This window comes from Phytohabitans maris (assembly GCF_031085175.1).
GTDB lineage: Bacteria > Actinomycetota > Actinomycetes > Mycobacteriales > Micromonosporaceae > Phytohabitans > Phytohabitans maris.
On record NZ_JAVHUY010000008.1, the window covers coordinates 50,318 to 71,042 of the forward strand.

Annotated in this window: 18 protein-coding genes; 12 read left to right on the forward strand and 6 right to left on the reverse strand. The window is 72.3% G+C overall.

The window, feature by feature from the left end:
* Positions 1-22: 22 nt before the first annotated feature.
* A complete protein-coding gene (locus RB614_RS10240) occupies positions 23-640 on the reverse strand; it encodes a helix-turn-helix domain-containing protein (RefSeq protein ID WP_308712170.1) in 618 nt (205 codons plus the stop codon).
* A gap of 247 nt (positions 641-887) precedes the next feature.
* Here RB614_RS10240 and RB614_RS10245 point away from each other — a divergent pair, with 247 nt between their 5' ends.
* From RB614_RS10245 to fxsT (RB614_RS10300), 12 genes are all read left to right on the forward strand, one after another.
* Positions 888-1,721: a tryptophan 2,3-dioxygenase gene (locus RB614_RS10245; RefSeq protein WP_308712171.1), complete on the forward strand. Its 834-nt coding sequence runs from the start codon at positions 888-890 to the stop codon at positions 1,719-1,721.
* A gap of 13 nt (positions 1,722-1,734) precedes the next feature.
* The gene (kynU, locus tag RB614_RS10250) at positions 1,735-2,964 is read left to right on the forward strand and encodes a kynureninase (RefSeq protein ID WP_308712172.1); all 1,230 of its coding nucleotides are present in this window, start codon (positions 1,735-1,737) and stop codon (positions 2,962-2,964) included.
* 16 nt (positions 2,965-2,980) lie between these two features.
* Entirely contained in the window at positions 2,981-4,297 is a 1,317-nt protein-coding gene (locus RB614_RS10255; protein ID WP_308712355.1) for an FAD-dependent oxidoreductase, read from the forward strand.
* Positions 4,294-5,802 carry a 2-hydroxymuconic semialdehyde dehydrogenase gene (locus RB614_RS10260; RefSeq protein WP_308712173.1) on the forward strand — a complete coding sequence of 503 codons (1,509 nt, stop codon included), beginning with the start codon at positions 4,294-4,296 and terminating at the stop codon, positions 5,800-5,802. Before RB614_RS10255 ends, RB614_RS10260 begins: the two co-directional genes overlap by 4 nt.
* On the forward strand, positions 5,799-6,578 hold the full coding sequence (locus tag RB614_RS10265) for a 2-keto-4-pentenoate hydratase (RefSeq protein WP_308712174.1): 780 nt from the start codon (positions 5,799-5,801) through the stop codon (positions 6,576-6,578). The genes RB614_RS10260 and RB614_RS10265 overlap by 4 nt, the downstream gene beginning before the upstream one ends.
* On the forward strand, positions 6,578-7,477 hold the full coding sequence (locus tag RB614_RS10270; protein ID WP_308712175.1) for an acetaldehyde dehydrogenase (acetylating): 900 nt from the start codon (positions 6,578-6,580) through the stop codon (positions 7,475-7,477). Before RB614_RS10265 ends, RB614_RS10270 begins: the two co-directional genes overlap by 1 nt.
* Complete coding sequence (gene dmpG / locus RB614_RS10275) at positions 7,474-8,484, forward strand: 4-hydroxy-2-oxovalerate aldolase (protein ID WP_308712176.1); 1,011 nt, start codon at positions 7,474-7,476, stop codon at positions 8,482-8,484. Before RB614_RS10270 ends, dmpG begins: the two co-directional genes overlap by 4 nt.
* On the forward strand, positions 8,481-9,194 hold the full coding sequence (locus tag RB614_RS10280) for a 2-keto-4-pentenoate hydratase (RefSeq protein WP_308712177.1): 714 nt from the start codon (positions 8,481-8,483) through the stop codon (positions 9,192-9,194). Before dmpG ends, RB614_RS10280 begins: the two co-directional genes overlap by 4 nt.
* Positions 9,195-9,205: 11 nt before the next feature.
* Positions 9,206-9,589, forward strand: a complete 384-nt coding sequence (locus RB614_RS10285) for a RidA family protein (RefSeq protein WP_308712356.1) — start codon at positions 9,206-9,208, stop codon at positions 9,587-9,589.
* Positions 9,590-9,598: 9 nt separating this feature from the next.
* Positions 9,599-10,141: a 3-hydroxyanthranilate 3,4-dioxygenase gene (locus RB614_RS10290; protein ID WP_308712178.1), complete on the forward strand. Its 543-nt coding sequence runs from the start codon at positions 9,599-9,601 to the stop codon at positions 10,139-10,141.
* Positions 10,111-11,139 carry an amidohydrolase family protein gene (locus RB614_RS10295; protein WP_308712179.1) on the forward strand — a complete coding sequence of 343 codons (1,029 nt, stop codon included), beginning with the start codon at positions 10,111-10,113 and terminating at the stop codon, positions 11,137-11,139. The genes RB614_RS10290 and RB614_RS10295 overlap by 31 nt, the downstream gene beginning before the upstream one ends.
* Positions 11,140-11,263: 124 nt before the next feature.
* The gene (gene fxsT / locus RB614_RS10300) at positions 11,264-14,209 is read left to right on the forward strand and encodes an FxSxx-COOH system tetratricopeptide repeat protein (RefSeq protein ID WP_308712357.1); all 2,946 of its coding nucleotides are present in this window, start codon (positions 11,264-11,266) and stop codon (positions 14,207-14,209) included.
* A gap of 18 nt (positions 14,210-14,227) precedes the next feature.
* On the opposite strand, the gene RB614_RS10305 is transcribed toward fxsT (RB614_RS10300), so the two are convergent.
* The 5 genes from RB614_RS10305 to fxsT (RB614_RS10325) form a co-directional block, all read right to left on the reverse strand.
* Positions 14,228-14,422 carry a hypothetical protein gene (locus RB614_RS10305; protein WP_308712180.1) on the reverse strand — a complete coding sequence of 65 codons (195 nt, stop codon included), beginning with the start codon at positions 14,420-14,422 and terminating at the stop codon, positions 14,228-14,230.
* Between the two features lie 42 nt (positions 14,423-14,464).
* A complete protein-coding gene (locus RB614_RS10310) occupies positions 14,465-14,773 on the reverse strand; it encodes a hypothetical protein (protein WP_308712181.1) in 309 nt (102 codons plus the stop codon).
* Between the two features lie 77 nt (positions 14,774-14,850).
* On the reverse strand, positions 14,851-16,077 hold the full coding sequence (locus RB614_RS10315) for an HEXXH motif domain-containing protein (RefSeq protein ID WP_308712182.1): 1,227 nt from the start codon (positions 16,075-16,077) through the stop codon (positions 14,851-14,853).
* A gap of 68 nt (positions 16,078-16,145) precedes the next feature.
* Complete coding sequence (locus RB614_RS10320) at positions 16,146-17,390, reverse strand: FxsB family cyclophane-forming radical SAM/SPASM peptide maturase (protein ID WP_308712183.1); 1,245 nt, start codon at positions 17,388-17,390, stop codon at positions 16,146-16,148.
* 77 nt (positions 17,391-17,467) lie between these two features.
* Complete coding sequence (gene fxsT, locus RB614_RS10325; protein WP_308712184.1) at positions 17,468-20,308, reverse strand: FxSxx-COOH system tetratricopeptide repeat protein; 2,841 nt, start codon at positions 20,306-20,308, stop codon at positions 17,468-17,470.
* Positions 20,309-20,725 lie beyond the last annotated feature (417 nt).

Here is a 20,725-nt window from a genome sequence, read left to right on the forward strand (position 1 = left end):
TGACCACGGCGATGAGGCCGCCTCAGAACAGCCGCGGGGTGACCACCGAGACGACCGTGGTCACCTGGTCGGTGTCGTTGTACATGTTGTGCGGGACGGTGGAGCGCAGGTGCACGCTGTCGCCCGGGCGCAGCCGGTGCTCCACGCCGTCGACCTCGTAGAGCAGCTCGCCGGTCACCACGTACGCGAACTCCTCGCCGGCGTGCGCGTACGCCTCCTCGCGGCGCCCGCCCGGCGCGATGTGCACCACCATCGGCTCCAGCACCAGGTTGGGACCGCGGTCGGAGAGCATCCGGTAGGTCACCTGGCCCGACACGTACTCCGTCGCGCCGCTCTCCGCCCGGGTCAGCGTGAAGTGGCTGGGCAGCACGGCCGCGGCGCCGTCGGAGGTGGTCGCGTCGCCGTCGGCGAAGAACTCCGCGACCGGCCGGTCGAGGGCCGCGGCCACGCTGTTGAGCGCGGTCAGCCCGATCGACGAGACCCCCCGCTCCACCTGGGACAGGAAGCCGATCGAGAGCCCGGCGCGGGCGGCCAGCCCGCGCAGCGTCAGGCCGCGCTCGGTGCGGAACTGGCGCATCCGCGCGCCGACCTGGTCGTGGCTCTGCTCTGTCTTCCGCTCGCGGGCTGCCGAGGTGCGCAACGATCCTCCCGGGGTGCTGCGCGGGAGGGGTCCGACCCGCGCGAGTCTGTTCGATCCTATCGAACTTGGCGTGATCAGGACACCGCCGGAATGGGACGTCCAACCCCAAAACCGGCGCACTTTCCGAACGTTAAGTCGCGGTGCCGGTCAACCGCTGGCTCTGCGGGTACCGCCGCCGCGGACCCGTCGATCCGCCCTTCACCGCGGGCCGTCAAGAGACGATCCTGTTGGTTGGAGGTGATCTTGCGTGGCGGCACCCGTCGCCGTCCAGGAGGACGGTGAGATCCAGTTCGCGGAGAGCGCGCCGTACGACGAGTACGTGCACGCCAGCACCCTGCACACGCTCCAGCGGACCATCAGCGACGATCCGGGCGAGATGTCGTTCCTGGTCGTCAGCCAGATCATGGAGCTGTACTTCGGGCTGATCCGGTTCGAGCTGCGCGAGGCGCAGCGGCTGGTCCGCGACGACGACGTGTGGGGTGCGCTGGAGCCGCTGCGCCGGGCCGGCCTGCACCTCGAAGGGCTCAACGGCTCCTGGCGGACGCTGCGCTGGATGTCCCCGGCCGACTTCAACCGCTTCCGCGGCCAGCTCGGCGAGGCCTCCGGCTTCCAGTCCGCGATGTACCGGCACATGGAGTTCGCGCTCGGCCTCAAGAGCGAGCCGCTGATCCGCCCGTTCCGCCGGCAGAAGGCGGTCTACGCGGACCTGACCCGCGACATCCGCGAGCCGAGCCTCTGGGACGAGGTGATCGCGCTGCTCGCCCGGCGCGGCAACGACATCCCGGCCGAGGCGCTGCACCGCGACCGCACCCGCGACCACGAGCCGCACCCGGCGGTCGAGGACGCCTGGGTCCGCGTCTACGCCGAGCCCAACCCCGGCAACGACCTGTGGCTGCTCGCCGAGGCGCTCACCGAGATCGGCGAGCAGTTCAGCGATTGGCGGTACCTGCACCTCAAGGCCGTGCTGCGGACGCTCGGCGACAAGCCCGGCACCGCCGGCTCCTCCGGGGCCAACTGGCTGCGCCGTAGCATGGGCCGATCGGTCTTCCCCGAGCTGTGGTCCGCCCGGACCCACATGTGAGGTGATGCTTCCCGTGACCCTCACCGAGGACGACGCCCGGCGGCGTGACGAGGCCGATCCCGGGCACCGCGAGCTGTTCCACATCCCGCCGGGGGTGGCCTACTTCGCGGGCAACTCGCTGGGCCTGCAACCCAGGGCGACCGTGCCCGAGCTGCTGGCGGACCTCGACGACTGGGCCCGGCTGGGCGTGGAGGGGCACCTGGAGGCCGGCCGGCCGTGGCTGCCGTACCACGAGCTGCTGACCGAGCGGGCCGCCCGGCTCGTCGGCGCGCTGCCCAGCGAGGCGGTCGTGATGAACTCGCTGACCGTCAACCTCCACCTGCTGATGGTCTCCTTCTACCGCCCGGCGGGCGGTAGGACCCAGATCCTGATCGAAGACACAGCCTTCCCCTCCGACAGCTACGCGGTGCGGAGCCAGGCCCGTTTCCACGGCCTCGATCCAAACACGACAGTGGTACGCCTCGCGGGTAGCCAGGAGGTCTTCGAGTACCTGCGGGAGCACGGCGGACGGGTGGCGCTGGTGCTGCTCGGCGGCGTCAACTACCTGACCGGCGAGCTGCTGGACATCCCCGCGATCACCCGGGCCGGGCAGGCCGCCGGTGCCGTCGTCGGCTGGGACCTCGCGCACGCCGCCGGGAACGTGCCGCTGCGCCTGCACGACTGGGGCGTCGACTTCGCCGCCTGGTGCTCGTACAAGTACCTCAACGGCGGGCCGGGCGCGCTCGCCGGCGCGTTCGTGCACGAGCGGCACCTGGCCGACCGGTCGCTGCCGCGCTTCGAGGGCTGGTGGAGCACCGAGCCGGCCACCCGCTTCGAGATGGCCCCGGTCGCCCGGCCACCGGCCACAGTGGACGCCTGGCAGGTCTCCAACCCGCCGATCTTCTCGATGGGCCCGGTGCGTACGTCGCTGGAGATGTTCGACCGGATCGGCATGGACGCGCTGCGCGCCCGCAGCCTGCGGCTGACCGGGTACCTGCGCGAGCTGCTCGACGAGGTGACGCCCGGCCGCCCCCTGGAGGTGGTCACGCCGCGCGAGCCGGAGCGGCACGGCAGCCAGCTCTCGGTGCGGATCGGCTCCGGCGACGCCGGCGACGTCACCCGCCGCCTGCGGCACGAGCACGGCGTCATCGCGGACGCGCGGGAGCCGGACGTCGTGCGGTTCGCGCCGGTGCCGCTCTATTCCACGTACCACGACTGCTGGCGCGCGGCGCGGGCGCTGGCCGCGACGGTCAAGGAGGTGTGACGTGACCGAGTCCACCATGGACGCCGAGGTGGCGGTCGTCGGTGCCGGCCTGTGCGGCTGCCTGCTGGCGTGCTTCCTGGCCCGCCGCGGATACGAGGTCACCGTCTACGAGCGGCGCCCCGACCCGCGCGCGAGCCAGCCCGAGCGGGGCCGCTCCATCAACCTGGCGCTCTCCGAGCGCGGGCTCAACGCGCTGCGCCGGATCGGCCTCGCCGACCAGGTGATGGTCGACGCGCTCCCGATGCGCGGCCGGATGATCCACCCGGTCGAGGGGGAGCTGGACTTCCAGCCGTACAGTGTGGACGGCCAGCGGGCGATCAACTCGATCAGCCGCGGCGCCCTCAACAACGCGCTGCTCGACGCCGCCGAAAAGGCACCCGGCGTACGGATCGTCTTCGGCCACAAGCTCGTCGGGCTGGATCCGGCGACCGGCGAGATGGCGTTCGAGACCGCCTCCGGCGAGGTGCGGGCGGCGGCGGACGTGGTGCTCGGCGCGGACGGGGCCGGCTCCGCGGTCCGCGGCCAGCTGCTCGCCCACGACCTGCTCACCGAGTCGCTCGACTTCCTCGACTACGGGTACAAGGAGCTGACCGTCCCGCCGGCCGGCGGCGACTTCGCCCTCGACCCGGGTGCGCTGCACATCTGGCCGCGCGGCACCTCGATGATGATCGCGCTGCCCAACCCGGACCACTCGTTCACCTGCACGCTCTTCTGGCCCCACGGCGGCACCCGCAGCTTCGCGTCGCTGAGCAGCCCGGCGGCGATCGGGCGGCACTTCGCCACCCACTACCCCGACCTGGTGCCGCTCGCGCCCGACCTCGTCGACGACTACCAGCACAACCCGGTCGGGCTGCTCGGCACCGTCCGCTGCGACCCGTGGCACGCGCACGGCCGGGTCGGGCTGATCGGCGACGCCGCGCACGCGATCGTCCCGTTCTACGGGCAGGGCGCCAACTGCGCGTTCGAGGACGTGGTCGAGCTGGACCGCTGCCTGGAGGAAACCGGCGACGAATGGGGCGCCGCGCTGCCCCTCTTCCACGAGCGGCGGCGCGACGACACCGCCGCGATCGCGGAGATGGCCCTGGCGAACTTCGTGGAGATGCGCGACAAGGTCGCCTCCCCGGTGTTCCGCCTCGGCAAGCGGGTCGAGCACGCCCTGGAACGCGCGCTGCCCGGCCGCTACGTCTCCCGGTACGAGCTGGTCTCGTTCTCCAGCACCCCGTACGCGCGGGTGCGCCGCCGGGTCCAGTGGCAGCACCGCGCCGTCGCGGCGGCCGTGGCGGTGGTCGGCGCCGGTCTGGTCGCCGCGGGCCTGAGGAGGTGGAGCGCGTGACGCTGTGGGACCCGCGGCTGGCGACGACCGGTGCTCCGGTGGGCGAGCCGGGGCTGCTGCGCAACTTCGTGGGCGGGCGGTTCGAGCCGGCCGGGCGCAGGTTCGCCAAGCTCTCCCCGGTCACCGGCGAGCAGGTCTTCGAGGTGGCCGAGGCCGACCGGTCCACGGTGGACGCCGCGGTCACCGCCGCCCGGGCCGCGCTGCGCGGGCCGTGGGGCCGGCTCGGCGAGCGGGAGCGGGCGGCGGTGCTGCGCCGGATCGCCGACGAGCTCGACCGGCGCTTCGACGACCTGGTCACCGCCGAGGTCGCCGACACCGGCAAGCCGATGAGCCAGGCCCGCACGCTCGACGTGCCGCGCGGCGCCGCGAACTTCCGGGCCTTCGCCGACATCGTCTCCGCGGCGCCCACCGAGTCGTTCACCACCGTCACGCCCGGCGGCGGCCGGGCGCTCAACTACGCCGTGCGCAAGCCGGCCGGCGTCGTCGCCGTCATCGTCCCGTGGAACCTGCCGCTGCTGCTGCTCACCTGGAAGGTGGCGCCGGCGCTCGCCTGCGGCAACGCGGTCGTGGTCAAGCCCTCCGAGGAGACCCCGGCCTCCGCGACACTGCTGGCCGAGGTGATGGCCGTGGCCGGCGTCCCCGACGGCGTCTTCAACCTGGTACACGGCTTCGGCCCGGACTCGGCCGGCGAGTTCCTGACCCGCCACTCAGGGGTGGACGCGATCACGTTCACCGGGGAGTCGGCCACCGGCAGTGCCATCATGCGGGCCGCGGCCGACGGGGTGAAGGCGGTCTCGTTCGAGCTGGGCGGCAAGAACGCCGGGCTCGTCTTCGCCGACGCCGACCTCGACGCGGCCGTCGACGGCTCGGTCCGCTCCAGCTTCACCAACGGCGGCCAGGTGTGCCTGTGCACCGAGCGGCTGTACGTGCAGCGGCCGGTGTACGACGAGTTCGTGGAGCGGCTCGGCAAGCGGGCCGCCGCCCTGCCGTTCGGCTGGCCGTCCGACGAGGACACCGGCACGATGCCGCTCATCTCCCGCCAGCACCGGGAGAAGGTGCTCGGCTACTACGACCTGGCCCGCGCCGAGGGCGCCTCGGTCGTGGCCGGTGGCGGGGTGCCGGTGCTCGGCGACGCCCGCGACGGCGGCGCGTACGTCCAGCCGACCGTCCTCACCGGACTCTCCAACGCCGACCGCACCAACCGCGAGGAGATCTTCGGGCCGGTCTGCCACGTGGCCCCGTTCGACACCGAGGAGGAGGCGTTCGCGCTGGCCAACGAGAGCGACTACGGCCTGGCGGCCACCGTCTGGACCCGGGACGTCGGGCGGGCGCACCGCGCCGGCGCCGGCCTCGACGCGGGGATCGTCTGGGTCAACACGTGGTTCCTGCGCGACCTGCGCACCCCGTTCGGCGGCGTGAAGGCGTCCGGCGTCGGGCGCGAGGGCGGCGTCCACTCGCTCGCCTTCTACTCCGAGCTCACCAACGTCTGCGTGGACCTGTCGTGAACGCCGCGGCGCTGCTCACCGAGGCCTACCGGACCGGGGTGCCGTGCCCGCCGCTGCGCGGGACGCACATCCCCGAGGGCGACGTCGACGCCGCGTACGCCGTGCAGCGCGAGCAGGTCGACGCCTGGCTCGCGGCCGGCCGCCGCCAGGTCGGCGCGAAGATCGGCCTGACCGCGCGGGCGGTGCAGGAGGCGTTCGGCGTCTTCCAGCCCGACTTCGGCGTGCTGATGGCCGACGCCGCCGTGCCGGACGGCGCCGAGATCGCCCTCGACCGGCTGCTGCAGCCGCGGGTGGAGGCGGAGGTGGCGTTCGTGCTCGGCGCCGACCTGCCCGAGCCCCAGGTGACCACTGTGGACGTGATCCGGGCGACCGACCACCTGCTGCCCGCCATCGAGGTGGTCGACTCCCGGGTCGCCGGCTGGGACATCTCCATCGTGGACACCGTCGCCGACAACGCCTCCAGCGGGCTCTTCGTGCTCGGCACCCGCCCGGTCCGGCTGTCCGACGTGGACCTGCGGCTCTGCGGCGCGGTCGTGGAGCACGCCGGGGAACCGGTGTCGGTCGGCGCCGGCGCCGCCTGCCTCGGCAATCCGCTGCACGCGGTGGCCTGGCTCGCGGCCACCCTCGCCACGGCCGGGCAGCCGCTGCGCGCCGGCGACGTGGTGCTCTCCGGCGCGCTCGGCCCGATGGTCTCGGTCACGCCCGGCGCCGCGTACGAGGCGCGGATCTCGGGACTGGGCTCGGTGCGGGTGTGCTTCGGCAAGGAGGCGGTGTGATGGCAACGGGTGTGGCGGTGATCGGGTCGGGCAACATCGGCACCGACCTGATGATCAAGGTGCTGCGGCTCTCGTCGTCGCTGCGGATGGTCGCGATGGCCGGCATCGACCCGGCGTCGGACGGCCTCGCGCGGGCCGGGCGGCTCGGCGTCGCCACCACGGCCGGCGGCGTCGACGGGCTGGTCGCGATGCCCGAGTTCGCCGACGTCGGCATCGTGCTCGACGCCACCTCGGCCGGCGCGCACCACCGCCACGCCGAGGTGCTGGGCGAGCACGGTCGGCTCGTCGTCGACCTCACGCCGGCCGCCGTCGGCCCGTACGTGGTGCCGCCGGTCAACCTCGACCAGCACCTCCACGAGCCGAACGTCAACATGGTCACCTGCGGCGGCCAGGCCACGGTGCCGATCGTCGCCGCGGTCGCCGCCGTGACGCCGGTGGCATACGCGGAGATCGTCGCGGCCATCTCGTCCCGCTCGGCCGGCCCCGGCACCCGGGCGAACATCGACGAGTTCACCGTCACCACCGCGCGGGCCCTGGAGGTGGTCGGCGGGGCCGGCCGCGGCAAGGCCATCATCGTGCTCAACCCGGCCGAGCCGCCGATGCTGATGCGGGACACCGTCTACTGCCTCTGCCCGGACACCGGCGCCGACCGGGAGCGGATCGCCGCGTCGGTGGGGGAGATGGTGGCGGGCGTCCAGCAGTACGTGCCCGGCTACCGGCTCAAGCAGGACGTGCAGTTCGCTTCCACCGTGGACGGTCTACAGGTGACGGTCTTCCTGGAGGTGTCGGGGGCCGGCCACTACCTGCCCGCGTACGCCGGAAACCTGGACATCATGACGTCGGCGGCCCTGCGTACCGCCGAGCGCATGGTGGCCCTCCGCGCGGAGGTGCCGGCATGAGGCTGTACGTGCAGGACGTGACGCTGCGGGACGGCATGCACGCGTCGCGGCACAGGTTCACCGTGGACCAGGTGCGCCGGATCGCGGCCGCGCTCGACGCCGCCGGTGTCGCCGCGATCGAGGTGGCGCACGGCGACGGGCTCGCCGGGTCGAGCATCAACTACGGGCGCGGCGCGCACACCGACGCCGAGTGGATCGCCGCGGCCGCCGAGGTGGTCCAGCGGGCCACGCTCACCACCCTGCTGCTGCCCGGCATCGGCACGATCGACGACCTGCGCGCCGCTCGCGACCTCGGGGTGGCCAGCGTGCGCATCGCCACCCACTGCACCGAGGCGGACATCGCCGCCCAGCACATCGGCTGGGCCCGGGAGAACGGCATGGACGTCGCCGGGTTCCTGATGATGTCGCACATGAACGACCCGTCCGGCCTCGCCGCGCAGGCCAAGCTGATGGAGTCGTACGGCGCCCACTGCGTCTACGTGACCGACTCCGGCGGCCGGCTGCTGATGCGCGACGTGGCCGAGCGCGTGGACGCGTACCGGCAGGTGCTCGACGCCGACACGCGGGTCGGCATCCACGCCCACCACAACCTCTCGCTCGGCGTTGCCAACTCGGTCGTCGCCGTCGAGCACGGCGCGGAACGGGTGGACGCCGCGCTGGCCGGGCACGGCGCCGGCGCCGGCAACGCGCCGCTGGAGGTCTTCACCGCGACCGCCGACCTGATGGGCTGGCCGCACGGCTGCGACGTCTTCGCGCTGATGGACGCCGCCGACGACCTCGTCCGGCCGCTGCAGGACCGGCCGGTGCGGGTCGACCGGGAGACCCTCTCGCTCGGGTACGCCGGCGTGTACTCCAGCTTCCTGCGCCACGCCGAGGCGGCCGCCGACCGGTACGGCGTCGACGTCCGCGCGATCCTGGTCGAGCTCGGCCGCCGCCGCATGGTCGGCGGGCAGGAGGACATGATCGTGGACGTCGCGCTCGACCTGGTGAAGGAGGGCGCGCGATGACCGCGGAACTCGCCGAGCGGCTCGACACGGCGGCGCTGACGGCGACCCCGATCCCGCAGATCGCCTCGCGCGCGGGGCTCGACGCGGCCGCGGCGTACACGGTGCAGGAGCAGCTCGTCGCGCGGCGGCTGGCCCGCGGCGAACGGCTCGTCGGCATCAAGCTCGGCCTCACCAGCCGCGCGAAGATGGCGCAGGTCGGCGTCGACGAGGTGATCTGGGGCCGCCTCACCGACGGCATGACGGTCGCCGACGGCTCCACGGTGGACACCTCCCGCCTCATCCACCCCCGGATCGAGCCGGAGGTGGCGTTCCTGCTCGACGCGGCGGGCAACGCCACGGCGGTCGCGCCGGCGCTGGAGGTCATCGACTCGCGGTACGCCGACTTCCGGTTCGCGCTCGCCGACGTCATCGTCGACAACTCCTCCGCGGCCGCGTACGCGATCGGCTCCTGGCGGCCGGTGCCCGACGGCGTCGACAACCTCGGCGTGCTGCTGGAGGTCGACGGCCGGGTGGTCCAGATCGGCTCGACGGCGGCGATCCTGGGCGACCCGCGACGGGCTGTCTCCCAGGGGCTCCGCCTCGCCGGCCGGGTGGAGGCCGGCTGGGTGCTCCTCGCCGGCGCGGCCACCGCCGCCGTCCCGCTGGCCAAGGGCGCCTACGTCCGGGCGGTCGTCGAAGGGCTCGGCGCGGTGGGGGTGCGGGCGTCGTGATCGTCGACGGCATGGCCCGCCCGCGCGGCCGCTTCCCGCACGTGAAGGTCGCGGGCGGCTTCGCGTTCGTCTCCGGCACGTCCAGCCGCCGGCCGGACAACAGCATCGCCGGCGCCACAGTGGACGAGCTGGGCACGACCACAGTGGACATCCGGGTGCAGACCCGCGCCGTCATCGAGAACGTGCGGGAGATCCTCCGCTCCATCGGCGCCGACCTGGCGGACGTCGTCCAGGTCACCACGTACCTGGTCAACATGAACGACTTCGGCGGCTACAACGAGGTCTACGCCGAGTTCTTCGACGAGAACGGGCCGGCCCGTACCACCGTCGCCGTGCACCAGCTGCCGCACCCGCACCTGCTGATCGAGATGCAGGCCGTCGCCCTTCTACCGTAGGGAGTTGCCATGTCCGAGGTCGCGCGCCCGGTGAGCTTCCCGAGCTGGCTCGCCGAAAACCAGCACCTGCTCAAGCCGCCCGTGGGCAACAAGCAGATGTTTCCGACGGGGGCGGACTTCATCGTGATGGTGGTCGGTGGCCCCAACCAGCGCACCGACTTCCACGTCGACCCGTACGAGGAGTTCTTCTACCAGATCAAGGGCAACATGCACCTGAACGTGATGGTGCCCGACGGTCCCTCCGGCGACCTGAAGCAGGACGTCGTCCACATCAGGGAGGGCGACATGTGGGTGCTGCCGGGCAACACGCCGCACTCGCCGCAGCGCCCGGAGGAGGGCTCGATCGGGCTGGTCGTGGAGCGGGTGCGCGAGGAGGGGACGCTGGAGAAGTTCCAGTGGTACTGCCCCGAGTGCGGCAACCTGGTCCACGAGGTCGAGCTGCAGGTGCGCGACATCGTGGTCGACCTGCCGCCGGTGTTCCAGGCGTTCTACGCCGACGAGGCCGCCCGCACCTGCGGCAAGTGCGGCACCGTCCACCCGGGCAAGGGGTGAACGCGCGGGTCTACGACGTGCACACGCACGTCGTGCCGAAGGGCTGGCCGGACCTCGCCGCCGAGTGCGGTGGCACCGGCTGGCCCTGGCTGCGCGTCGACTCCGAGCGCGCGGCCATGCTGATGGTCGGCGAGCGGGAGTGGCGCCCGATCCAGTCGTCCTGCTGGGACGCGCCGACCCGACTGTCCGACATGGACGCCGACGGGATCGACGTGCAGGTGGTGTCGCCGACGCCGGTCTTCTTCTCGTACGACCGCCCGGCCGCGCAGGCGGTGAAGGTCGCCCGCATCTTCAACGACCTGGTCCTGGAATGCGCGGCCGCGGGCGGCGACCGGCTCGTGCCGTTCTGCCAGGTGCCGCTCCAGGACCCGGACGCCGCCTGCGCGGAGCTCGACCGCTGCCTGGCCGCCGGGCACGCCGGCGTCGAGATCGGCAACCACGTCGGCGACCGCGACCTCGACGACCCGGGTGTGGTGGAGTTCCTGCGGCACTGCGCGGAGGTGGGCGCCCCGGTCTTCGTGCACCCGTGGGACATGCCCGACGGGCCGAGGCTGGACCGGTGGATGGCTCGCTGGCTGACCGGCATGCCCGCCGAGACCCACCTGTCGCTGCTGGCGATGATCCTCGGCGGCGTCTTCGACCAGGTGCCGGAGAGCCTGCGGATCTGCTTCGCCCACGGCGGTGGCAGCTTCCCGTACTGGCTGGGGCGCGCCGACAACGCCTGGTACCGTCGCGGCGACCTGGTGCGCGGCCGCTCCACGCGCCCCCCGAGTGACTACATCGGACGGTTCTACGTGGACAGTGTGGTCTTCGAGGAGCCCGCCCTGCGGCTGCTGGTGTCGGTGGTGGGGGAAGATCGGGTGCTGGTGGGCAGCGACTATCCCTATCCGCTGGGCGAGCGCCCCGCCGGCCAGGTCGTCCGAAAGGCCGACTTCCTGACCGACGAGCAGCGCGGCAAGCTGCTGAGCGCAAACGCCGAGCGGTTCCTCGGCGCCTGACAAGAACTGACGTTTCTTGGCGGATGCCTACACCTTTTGGCTCGTAGCGATTCCCCCGCTGGGGCCCTAGAACCAGACAAGATCGATCGGGATAATTCGAGGGGTGACGGGCGAGCAACACCCTGTGATCGCGAGCCCCGCTCGTGACGCTCTCGCTCGCCTGCTCGCCGCGGCGCCGCCGACTCACCTTACCGCTGTGGCCGGAGACATGTTCGAGTCTGGGCAGTTTTCGGCGGACTTCTCCTGGCGGGACACCGTCGCGGTCGTCGACCGCATCGCCGCGATGCCGGTGAGCGCGGACGGTGTTCCCCCGCTGTTGACTTTCGCGGCCCGGGTCGGGGCCGAGCTTTCCGGCCACCTGGCGGTGAAGATCAATCTCTGGGTCGACGCCGTCGCGGAGGGCATCGGGGTCGACCGGGCCGCCGTCCTGGCCGATTTGCGGCAAAGCCTGACGGAGCCCGAAACCGTCTCGAACAATGGGGCTGAGCGGATCTTGTCGGGCGAGGATTCGGGAGCCGCCGCGGTGACTGGCCGGAACGCGTCGACACTTGTCGAGCCGACCGGCGTGCCCCAGGGGAGCGGCGGGCGGTTGCGGATCTGGGCGGGCGTGCCGGCGCGCAACCCGACGTTCACCGGTCGCGAGACGCTCCTGCTCGCGCTGCACCGGGCGCTGGAGCGGCGGTCCAAGGCCTCGGTGCTGCCGCGTGCGCTGCACGGCACGGGCGGTGTCGGAAAGACGCAGCTCGCGGCGGAGTTCGCGTATCGGTACGCCGACCGCTACGACATCGTCTGGTGGATTCCCGCCGAGCAGCAGTCGATGGTCGTGCAGTCGCTGCACGAGCTGGGGCGCCACCTCGGCACACCGCAGACCGCGGACCTCCAGCAGACCGCGAGCCTGGTGCTGGAGGAGCTGGCCAGCAGCCCCCTGCGCTGGCTACTGGTCTACGACAACGCCAACGAGCCGGAGGACGTCGCGCGGCTGATGCCGGTGCGCGGCGGCCACGTCATCCTGACCTCCCGCAACCAGACGTGGTCGGAGGTCTGGGACCCGGTCCAGGTCGGCGTCTTCAGCCGGCCGGAGAGCGTCGAGCTGGTGCGGCGGCGGCGGGAGAACGTCTCGCCGGCCGACGCCGACCGGCTCGCGGCCCGGCTCGGCGATCTGCCGCTCGCGCTGGACCAGGCGGTGTCCTGCCAGGTGGCGACCGGCATGTCGGTCGGCGACTACCTCGCCGAGCTGGAGGAGCACGCGCGGGAGCTGGCGGCGGCCGGCTCGCCGCGCACCACGCTCGTCGCGGTCGTGCGGCTGACGATACGGCGGCTGCGGGTGCACGCGCCGGCGGTCGCCGAGCTGCTGGAGCTGTTCGCGTTCCTCGGCGCGGAGCCGATCTCGGGCGGCCTGCTACGCCGGGGCCGGGAGGCGCGTGTCTCGCCGGCGCTGGGTCGCGCGCTTCGCGAGCAGATCGCCTGGGACCGGGCGATCCGCGACCTGCGCCGCTACGGCCTGGCCAAGGTCGACCCGGACCAGCGGATCCAGATGCACCGGCTCTTCCAGGGGGTGCTGCGGGACGAGCTCAAGCCGGACGTCGCCCGCCGCGGCCGGGCCAACGTGCAGCACCTGCTCGCGTCGGCCAACCCGGGGTACCCGCTGGACGAGGCGACCTGGCCGGTCCACGCCGAGATCGGCCCGCACATCGGCCCGGCCGGCCTGGTCGACTCCGAGCTGCTCGACGCCCGCCGTGTCGTGCTCGACCAGGTCCGCTACCTCAACGTCATCGGCGACCTGGAGGGTTGCCGGCGCCTGGGCGAGATGGTGGTGGACGCGTGGTCGAAGGTCGAGGGGGTGCGGGGGCTCGGACCGGACGGCGAGATGACCCTCCGCGCCTCCCTGTACCTTTCGATCACGTTGCGCCATCTGGGTTTCAACGAGCGGGCCCGGAGCCTCACCGAGAACGCGCTCGAACGGTTCCGGGCGAACTCCGAGTTCGGTCCGGATCACGAGCACACGCTGTACGCCGCGTCGGTGCTCGCGCCGAACCTGCGGGTCGCCGGCCTCTTCCGCGAGGCGCTGGCGTTGGACGAGGAGAACGTGGCGCGGCACCGGGCGGTCTTCGGAGACGAGGACGAGGAGACGGTGAACGCCCGGAGCAACCTCGCGGTCAACCTGCGGCTGCTCGGCGACTTCGCCGGCGCCCACGCGATCGACAGCGAGGCGGCGCGGATCTGGCAGCAGGTGGTGGGCGACAACGACAACCGGCTGCTCTTCGTCCAGGCCAATCTCGCCCGCGACCTGTACGGCCTGGGGCGCTACGCCGAGGCGCTGAGGCTCCTGCGGGGCATCCTGCCGCCGTTTCGCCAGCAGTTGGGCACGCGGCATCCGTACGTGATGCTGGCCGACCGCACTCTCGCGATCGCGCTGCGGAAGGTCGGCCGGTACGACGAGGCGCTGGTCGTCGCCGCCGAGCACGACCGCGACAGCGAGCGGCGCTACGGGCCCCAGCACGAGCGCGCGCTCGCCGCCGCGATGACCCATGCCAATACGCTCCGGGTGGCCGGCGACCTGGCCGAGGCGCACCGCCGTACGGACGAGGCGATGGACCGGTACCTGCTCGTCTTCGGCGAGGGCCACCCGCTGACCCTGGCCGCGGCGGTCAACCACGCGATCGTGCTACGCGGGGTGCGTGAGCGGGCGCGGGCCCGGGACCTGGACGAACGCACCTACGCCCGGATGCGCGAGGTGCTCGGCCCCGAGCACGGCTACACGCTCTGCGCCGCGAGCGGCCTCGCGAACGACCTCGCGCTGGCCGGCGAGACCGAGGCGGCGTGGCGGCTGTCCGCGCAGACCCTGCGGATCTCGCGGCGCGCGCGGGGGCAGCCGCATCCGTACACGCTGGCCTGTGCGGTGAACGCGGCGATCGACACCATCGCGATCGGCAGGCGCGGCGAGGGCCAGGCATCACTGGACGACGCGGTGGCGGCGCTCGCCGGCGTGCTGGGCGCCGACCATCCCGAAACCCTCGCGGCCCGCGAGGGCCACCGCGCCGAGTCCGACATCGAGCCGAGTCCGACCTAGGTGACCCACGCCAGAACGCTATTTGCGCGCCGTGGTGTTGCTCGCGGTGGTGTTGTGGGCCGCGTAAACCTCGTCAGGTCGAGACATGTCGGTCAGCAGTTGCTCCAGACACGAATTCAGCGCCGAGTCCGTGCTGTTGAGAACGACATCGAGACGAATTGTGCGCAGGTCCAGGATTCTCGACGTGTCCCACGAGCCACTGTCGTAGGGCATCTCATTTCCCCTTCCCAGGGTCTTGTCTCCCAGGGCGGAGGATCACTCCATGGACAAGATATCGGGCCGGTCGGGAGAAGCCGTCTTCGCCACGCCGGACTCGGCCGAGTCGTCCGACAAAAATTCGACAGGGTCTGGGGTGCTGCCATGGGCGGCGTAGTTTTCGGCGGGTCGACTCATGTCCCGCAGCAGACGCTGGACGCAGGCTGCGAGGGCCGAATCGTCTGTGGCGAAGAGTTCACCGAGCGCCTGTTTGCTGAGGTCAGGGAGGAGGTACGCGGACGCCTCGTCCGCTGCGGCGGAGTGCTCTTCTTCATGCATGCTCATGCCTTTCAGCCGCAGCGACGACATAGGATCCTAGGTGGTGTCCGTCCTGTGGCGTCACGCGCCCACCCGGCTTGTGTGAGCCTATAGCCTCGTGGTTCAGTTCATGAGGCATTCGGATTGTCGCGGCGCCATTCGTTTCGCCGCCGGTCGAGGATTCTCAGGGCGACATCCGTGGCCGACCTCGGCACTCTTTCCGCGCTCAACGCGTCCACCGCCTGCCGTAGTCCTGCGGTGAACCGCCGGCCCTTCGTCGTTAGCTCTGCCGAACCCTCCAGCGCGGTGAGGCCGACCGCGACCTGCTCCCGCACGATTGCGAACTCGCGCGTCGCCGACTCCTTGAGCCCAGGAGCCGACCGCAGAGCCCGCCACGTGTCCGCGACGCCCAGAAAGGCGTAGACCCCCTGGATGAGGCCGCCCGTCGGCCGGGCGTCGGCGCGCCAGGGGGCGAAATGCCGTTCCTCCCCGTCCGGCCGGTAGAGGGGTGCGACGTCGAGCAGTGCGCTCAGTTTGGAGTGCTGGAACTCGTGAACGAGGGTGACGGCCAGATCGGCGCCGGACGTGGGCGGGGTGAGACCCAGAATGCCGAACGAGTCGCGAGCGGTCCCACTGCGGGCGACGCCGTCCCCCGGGCTCACCAGCGGGACCACGGAACGCAGCCCCGCGGTCAACTCGGCGGCGCGCTCAGGATGCCACTGGGCGAGCAGTTGCCACGCCTCGGTGAAACACTCCTGCCAGTGGCGTACCTCCTCCACGCGCAGCCGGCCGGCGGCGGGTACGTGATAGGCGCTCCGGTACGGGTTGCCGTCCTCGATCGCCAGCGACCCGGTCAGGCCGCCGTGGTGGGCGACCAGCCTGCGCAGGATCCGCCACCGCGGGTTGTCCGCGCCAACTGTCACGGAGGTCGCGGCATCGATCACCCTGGCCCGCCCACCGGAGACCGTCACGACGGCGGGGCCGTTCGACCCCAGCACCGCGCCGCCGAGGGTCGGGAGCGTGACGGTGCCGAAGAGCGCTCGCGTCCGCACCTCGGCGTCCTCGCCGGCTCGGACCGCCGCGGCTGCCGCCAGCGCCCCGAACTGCGCGAGTTCGGCGGTCAGCGGCACCGCATGCCCGTTGTGGTCGGCGCGGATCCGCCGGGTTGTACTTACCGCCCAAGCACCGACCATGGGATCGCTCAACAAATCGGCGACGGCACGCTCGTCACGCCGTTCCGCTCGCATCAACACCGCCACGGCTTCGCCACACTCCGGGGCGGAGGAGTACCTCTCTTTGAGGAACCGAAGCAGCATCAGGTGCTTGCTATGTTGGACAGCCGCCAGCTGCCGCACCGCGACCGGTCCGCCGAGTCCCGACGCCAGGTCGGCGAAGCGGTCGGGCGGCAGTTGATGGTATGAGATCACTGGTAGGTCCCTAGGCGGTCGTGCACGTCGGCGGCGACGCGTCCCATGATGTGCCGGATGAGTCGGTACATGTCGCCGCAGTAGACCGTGGGATTGCGGAACCCATCACCGGCCCGATAGCGGTGGGCGTAGTGTCCGCCGCCGCAGACCGCTCGGATCGAGCAGTGCAGGCAGGTTTCGGAAAGAGCGTCGACGCCTATCTGCCTGGCCACCACGCCGGGGTGTTCGAGCGCCCCGTCCAAAGGGTCGGCGAAAACCGTCAAGCCGGTGGCGCAAGCGCCAGCGTATGCCGATTTCAGCGAGTCCACCTGCTCGATCGCGCCGTCCGTCTCGACCACGACGACAGCCACCGGGCTCAGTCCGACCTGCTCCGAACGGCTGGTACCCCCCAGAGCGAGTTTCACGACGTCTTCGAAGAGCCGGACCCTGGTCTGCAGAGGGCGCGCGTCGTACCAGCGGTCGAAGACGGCCACCAGCCAGTCGCCATGCGGGGTGCTGCTGGCGTCGGCGGCGCGACGTGGCGGGTTCGACCAGTTGGCGTGCGGCAGCAGGAAGTCGATCGACGGCGGCCCGTACCCGAGCAGGGCCTCGTAGCAGGCGACGGGCTCCGCCGCCGGGTCGACGGTGCAGAGCAGCCCGGCGAAGGCCGGACGGTACCGGGGAGTGCCCAGCAACCGGAGCGCCCGCTCCACCGCCGCGAAGCTGCTCTGCCCGTTGGCGTGCCGGCGGTGGCGGTCGTTGTCGGCTCGCGTGCCGTCCAGGCTCACTCCGATCGCGACCCCACGCGCGCTCAGCCGGTCGAGCATCGGGGCGTCGAGCAGCAGCCCGTTCGTCTGGACCTGAACGTCGAGCCGGCAGAGGCCGTCGAGCGTGGCGCGGAAGTCGTCCACGAGCTGGGCCAGAAGGTCTGGGCCGGCGAGCAGCGGCTCGCCGCCGTGCAGGATGAGCCGCATCGAGGAAAGCCCGTGGGTGCGGGCGTGCTGGGCCATCCGGCTGGCCGTGGCGAGCCAGGTCTCCCGCGCCATGAGGACGGGGCGGTCGCGCCAGGACTGGTCGGCCATCTCGTAGACGTAGCAGTAGGCACAGGACAGGTTGCACCGCTGGTGCACCTTCAGGACGACATCCCGAAACGGCGTCGGCCGCCAGCCGCCGGCGCGCAGTGCGGCGACGTCGAGCGCTGATCCCGGCCACACGTCCGGGTTTTTCGGCGCAGGCAGCCCCGGCACCCGCTCAGGAGGCATGGGTTGGGGCCCCTCCCTCGCGAACGGCCGAATAGGACAGTCCACATCGTAGTCGTCGCCGCGGCGGGATGAGGGTTTTACACAGGCGGTGGCTCGATGTCGCACTCGCCGGGGCGGCCTTCGTTGGCGGCCGCCACCAACGGGTGATGGGGGCCGAGGAGTCGCCGCAGCTCGGCGAGGCTCGAGCCGAGCAGGGTCGAGCCCGGGTCGTCCGCCGAGAGCAGGCCGAGGTTGAGCGCACACGTTAGCGTCTCGGGGTGGTGCTCGCCGCGGACACGCCGCGCGTCGTCGAGGGTCCGGGTGAGCAGGCGGCGCGCGCTCTCCTCGTCGTGGGCGAGGACCAGGTCGTTGCCGAGACCCACCGCGGCCGCGATCGTGTACGGGTGGTCCTGGCCGAGCACCTGCCGCAGTGAGTAGAAGCTGCTCTCGCCGACCTGCCTGGCTCGGCGGCGCTCGCCCATGGCGCGCAGGATGATGGCCTGGTTGGCGGCGGCGGCGAGCGTCAGCGGGTTTCGTTCGCCGAAGTGGCGGCGGTAGCGGTCCATCGCGTCGGTGGCCACGTTCCAGGCGCGGCTCACCTCGTCCGCCGCGCAGAGGGTGTTGGCGTAGGTCATCATCGCGGCGAGGCTCAGCTCGTGGTCGGCGCCGACGTGTCCCTGGCTCACCAGGTACAGCCGGCGCCCCTCCTCCAGCGCCGCCGTGACCTGGCCGGTCTTGCGCAGGCCGAGCACGATCGTGCGCCAGGCGCTGAGCACGAGCGGGTGCCGGTCGCCGAGCCGTTCGCGGTGGGCCTGCCAGGCGGAGCGCTGCAGCTCCAGGGCGTTCGCGTACTCGCCCAGGCCGTAGAGGTCGCGGGCCAGGTTGGACAGGGACAGCAGCGTGCGCTGGTCGTCCGGGCCGAGCCGGCGGCGGCGGGACTCGGCGAGGTCGGCGTCGATGTCGTACGCCGCCCGGAAGTCGCCGGCGGCCCGTAGGCTGGCGCCCAGATTGTTGCGGGCCAGCATGGTCTCGCGGTGGTCCGCGCCGCGGATCCGGCTGTACCGCTCGACCCGGTCCAGGTCCAGCCGGAGCGCCTCGCCGTACCGGCCGAAGACGCGGTGCAGCACGGCCAGGGTGTCGGCGATGTCGAGGGTGGCCGGGTGGTCGGGGCCGTACCCGGGGTTGGCCAGCAGCCGCTTCCACGCCTCGTCGACGAGCCGGCGGGATTCGCCGTAGCGGCCGAGCGCGTACAGGGCGGCGACGAGCCGGCGCAGGCAGGCGAAGACCCGTACGTCCTCCGCGTCGCCCTGCCGCGTCCAGGTGGTCCACGCTTCGTCGCTGAGGCGGCGGCTGCCGTCGAAGTCGCCGATCTCGTAGAGGTACGTCGCCTGGTGCACCACCACCTCGCGGGCGTCCGGGGCGGCGGTCTCGATGACCCGGGCGGGGCGTAGATGGGGGCCGATCTGGGCGTGCATGTCCCAGGTCAGCGGGTCGGAGGGGTTGCCGGGGTTGGCGGCGCCGAGCAGGCGGCGGGCGTTGTCGAAGGCGCGTTCGCGGGCGTAGGCGGGCAGCGTGTCGCGGACGATCGCCTGCACCAGGCGGTGCACCCGCAGGGCCTGGCCGCCGTCGAGGACCTTGACCAGGCCGTACCGGCGCAGCAGCCGGACCGCCTCGTCGAGCAGGTCGGGCTGGTTGAGCAGGCGGCCCAGGGGCGGGGCGATGCGGGTGCCGGCGCGGCGCAGCAGGGAGAGGGTGATCGGCTCGGAGCCCAGGCAGGAGAGCAGCTCCAGCAGCTGTCCGGCGGCCAGCGACTCGACCCGTACCCGGTCGGCGGCGACCGCGAACGCGGTGGCGACGGTGGCCTGGTAGTCGCCGGGCTGGACGGCGGCGAGCAGGCCGACCGCGCGCTCGTCGAGCTGGCGCAGGTACTCCCGGACCGGTGTCCTGGTGGCGGACTGCACGGCGGCCACCTGCTCCAGCGCGAGCGGCAGGTCGCCGAGGCGTTCGGCGAGCTGGTCGGCCTCGTCGAAGTCGATGTCGTGGCCCCGCGCGCGGAGCAGCTCGATGCTCTCCTCGCGGGCGAGGACGTCCACCTCGACCGCGCGGCCCTCGTCGACCCAGGCGGCGTCGCGGGTGGTGACGACGACGTGGCCGCCGGAGGCGGGGACCAGGGTGGCGAGCTCCTCCGGCGGTCCGGCGTTGTCGAGGACGAGCAGCCACCGCACGCCGCCGCGCTCCAGGCGGGTCAGCACGGTGGTCACGGTCTGCGCCATGTCGAGGCTGGTCGGCCAGTCCTGCCGCTCGCCGAGCGCGGCCAGCGACGCGGTCGCCCGCGAGCGGTCGTCGGCGGCGATCCACCAGACCAGGTCGTACGCGTCGGCGTGGCGGTGGGCGTACTCGACGGCGAGCTGGGTCTTGCCGACGCCGCCGAGGCCGTACAGGATCAGCGGTTGCCACGGCTCGCCGAGCAGCCCGCGGCGGATCGCCTGGAGCAGCCCTTCGCGGCCGGTGAAGCCGATGTTTCGGTGCGGGGCCAGACCCATCGGCGTGATGCCGGCCGGCGGCTGGGGGTCCGGCGGCTCGGCGGGCCGAGGCTCGGCGTGCGGCGGCTCGGCCGGCGGCGGCGCAAGAGGGGCGGCCGGTGGCGTGCCGTCCGGGGCCAGCTGGTCGGAGGCGGCCAGCCAGAGCGCGTGGAACCGGCGCACCTCCTCGTCCTGGTCCGGGCGGTGGACGGCCATGGCGGCCAGGCAGCGCACCACGCACTCCACTTTGGACCAGCGGGCCAGCCCGTCGCCGCGCAGGATCGCGCTGACCGTCTCGTGGCTGACGGTGTCGGGCATGTGGTTGAGCCGGCGGATCTCGCCGCTGATCCGGCGGTACGACGGGCGGCCGGCGGCGCGGTGCAGCAGCTGAAGTTCGGCGACGAGGTCTCGCGTCACCCGCCACGCTCCCGGTCCACATATCGCGCTTCACGACGGTCGCCAGATGCCAACTAACGTCAATTTCTGGCAGAGACAGCATTCCATACCGGTGCGGTGCCAGGAACACCTTGTAAACCTTTGAACACCACCGGCAGAAACTGATCTCGGCGTGCGGACATGGGCCACCATCGAAATCAGAGGACCTTCTCAGAGGGGAGCGCGTGATGCAGGGGAACCCACGATGATACCGAGCGATAACGCGACCCCGGCACGCGTGGATCCGTTAGTCCCGCCCGCTCCGGCCTGCGAATATCACGTACAGAACGGGTTCGAGAATCCGCTGAATATCCGAGCGGTTCCGGCATTGGATCTGCAAGTTGCAGTTACCCGTTTCCCATCCCGTGATCGGCTGGAACGGTGGGTCCGGCCGGCCGC

Coding starts and splice junctions, on each gene's coding strand:
- RB614_RS10280 (WP_308712177.1), top strand. CDS start 8,481: ATGACCGCGGAACTCGCCGAGCGGCTCGACACGGCGGCGCTGACGGCG.
- RB614_RS10270 (WP_308712175.1), top strand. CDS start 6,578: ATGGCAACGGGTGTGGCGGTGATCGGGTCGGGCAACATCGGCACCGAC.
- RB614_RS10255 (WP_308712355.1), top strand. CDS start 2,981: ATGGACGCCGAGGTGGCGGTCGTCGGTGCCGGCCTGTGCGGCTGCCTG.
- RB614_RS10290 (WP_308712178.1), top strand. CDS start 9,599: ATGTCCGAGGTCGCGCGCCCGGTGAGCTTCCCGAGCTGGCTCGCCGAA.
- dmpG (WP_308712176.1), top strand. CDS start 7,474: ATGAGGCTGTACGTGCAGGACGTGACGCTGCGGGACGGCATGCACGCG.
- RB614_RS10320 (WP_308712183.1), bottom strand. CDS start 17,390: ATGCCTCCTGAGCGGGTGCCGGGGCTGCCTGCGCCGAAAAACCCGGAC.
- RB614_RS10305 (WP_308712180.1), bottom strand. CDS start 14,422: ATGCCCTACGACAGTGGCTCGTGGGACACGTCGAGAATCCTGGACCTG.
- RB614_RS10285 (WP_308712356.1), top strand. CDS start 9,206: ATGGCCCGCCCGCGCGGCCGCTTCCCGCACGTGAAGGTCGCGGGCGGC.
- RB614_RS10310 (WP_308712181.1), bottom strand. CDS start 14,773: ATGTCGTCGCTGCGGCTGAAAGGCATGAGCATGCATGAAGAAGAGCAC.